We start from the raw sequence: 2,012 nt of genomic DNA on the forward strand, positions 1-2,012 counted from the left end.
CCGGAGGAGGGCATCAGCATCGGCGTGATCCTGGGCTTCCCGCCGGAGATCGCCGAGGAACTGCAGCGCTGGCGCGCCTCCTTTGGGGACCCCATGGCCGCCACGGTGCCGGCGCACATCACGCTGGTGACCACCACCATGACGCAGGACTGGGAAGCTACGCGCAGCCACGTCCGGGAGGTGGCCCGGCAGCAGGAACCCTTCACGGTGACGATCGCCGGCACGGGCTCGTTCCGGCCGGTCTCCCCGGTGGTGTTCCTGAACGTCGAGGCGGGCTTCGGCGAGTGCGTGAACCTGCACCGGCAGCTCCAGGCCGGCCCGCTGGAGCGTGACCTGCCCTTCGCCTATCACCCGCACGTCACCGTGGCCCACGATGTCGCGCCCGAAAGCCTCGATGAGGCCGAAACGGTGCTGAAGGACTATAGGGCCAGCTTCCCGGTGGCTAGCATGGGACTTTACGAGCACGATGACAACGGCATCTGGCAGCTACGGGAAGAACTTGACTTTGGCACCGAACTTGACGACCACCGAGGCCCGGCCGACGAAGCAAGCGGCCGCTGACCCGCCCCTCCCCACCGAACTCGCCCGGCTGAAGCTTGAGGTGATCCGGAAGCGGGTCGACTGGGGCAAGGCCCGGCGGTCCGGCGGCGGCCTGGCCGGGCTGCTGGCCATGGTCCAGTGGCTGCTTGCCCGGCTCAACGCGTTCCGTCCGATGCGCGCGTTCCAGCACTACAACCTGCAGCACGGACCGCTGATGAGCGCCGGAATCGGCTTCAACATGTTCTTCTCCATCACCGGTTTGCTGGCGACCGGCTTCTCGATCGCCGGGCTGCTGCTGCGCGGCCAGCCGGCCCTGCTGGACAAGGTGGTGGGCAGCGTGGCCACCAGCGCCCCGGGCCKGCTCAAGGTCGACGGACGCGAGGGCCTGGTGGACCCGCAGGAGCTGCTGAACCCCAGCGGCCTCGGGTGGACGGCCGTGATCGCCGCCATCGTCACCGTGGTGACCTCGCTGGGCTGGATCGCCGGCCTCCGCGACGGACTGCGCGGTGTGCTGCGGATCGGGCCGCTGAAAATCAACCCGCTCCTGCTGAAACTGCACGACGTCGGCACCCTGCTGTTGCTCGGCGTCGCCCTGGTCATCAGCGCCGGCGCCTCCCTGGTGTTCGGTACGGCGGCCGGCTGGGTGGCCGAGCAGCTCAAGCTGGACCCGGTTGTGGCCGGCCCGCTCACCACGTCTATCAAAATCGGCGTGCCCCTGGTGCTCGGCTGGGTCACTGCCCTGATCATGTTCCGCCTCGCCGGCGGCCTGAAACTGCAGCGCCGGGCCCTCCTGGAAGGCACCATCCTGGCCGCCGTGGGCACCAGCGTGCTGCAGATCTTCAGCGCCGAGCTCCTCGCCAGCGCCGGCCGGAACCCGCTGCTGGCCCCGTTCGCCATCATCATCGGCCTGCTCATCTGGTTCAACCTGGTCAGCCAGGTCTACCTGGTCTCCGCCGCCTGGTCCGCGGTGCGGGAAGAGGACCTCAAGACCTCAACGCCGGCCAGAACGGCGGGCTGGGGAGCCCGTCAGGTCCAGCCGGGCAAGACCCCGTCAGAGCACGAGCACCGGCGCCCGGCCGAGACTTTCAGGCGTCGAGGTACTGATCGGCCCATGCCGAAATAATCCTGGCCGCGCGGGCTGCCTGGCCCTTGCCCGTGAGCAGGTGGTCCGAGCCCTCCAGCGAGACGAAATTGCGCGGATGCCGTGCTGTCTGGAAGATGCTGCTGGCGTTCTCGATGCCCACCGTGTTGTCGGTGGGGGAGTGCAGCACCATCAGGGGCTTGTGCAGCCGCCGGATGCAGTCCGTCAGGTCCGCGTTCTCCAGGTCCTCGACAAAGTGGCGGCGGATTTCCACGCGTTTGCCGCCCAGGTCCACTTCCGCGCTGCCCTCGCTGAGGATGCGGTCCAGGGCCGCGTCGAAGACGTGGGCCACGTGCTTGGGGGAGAACGGCGCGCCCACCGTGGCCACGGC

General features: G+C 68.9%; 3 protein-coding genes. 2 read left to right on the top strand and 1 reads right to left on the bottom strand.

What is annotated here, in order from left to right; genetic code table 11:
- The first annotated feature begins 12 nt into the window (after positions 1-12).
- Together AC1DHD_RS15940 and AC1DHD_RS15945 are read left to right on the top strand one after the other, a co-directional pair.
- Entirely contained in the window at positions 13-561 is a 549-nt protein-coding gene (locus AC1DHD_RS15940) for a 2'-5' RNA ligase family protein (RefSeq protein WP_476880645.1), read from the top strand.
- The gene (locus tag AC1DHD_RS15945; protein WP_476880643.1) at positions 506-1,663 is read left to right on the top strand and encodes a YihY/virulence factor BrkB family protein; all 1,158 of its coding nucleotides are present in this window, start codon (positions 506-508) and stop codon (positions 1,661-1,663) included. The genes AC1DHD_RS15940 and AC1DHD_RS15945 overlap by 56 nt, the downstream gene beginning before the upstream one ends.
- On the opposite strand, the gene AC1DHD_RS15950 is transcribed toward AC1DHD_RS15945, so the two are convergent.
- A partial coding sequence (locus AC1DHD_RS15950; protein ID WP_476880644.1) for an alpha/beta hydrolase family protein occupies positions 1,626-2,012 on the bottom strand: 387 nt, incomplete at its 5' end. The two genes, AC1DHD_RS15945 and AC1DHD_RS15950, sit on opposite strands and share 38 nt — an antisense overlap.

The organism is Arthrobacter sp. 05L45_2, assembly GCF_056397525.1.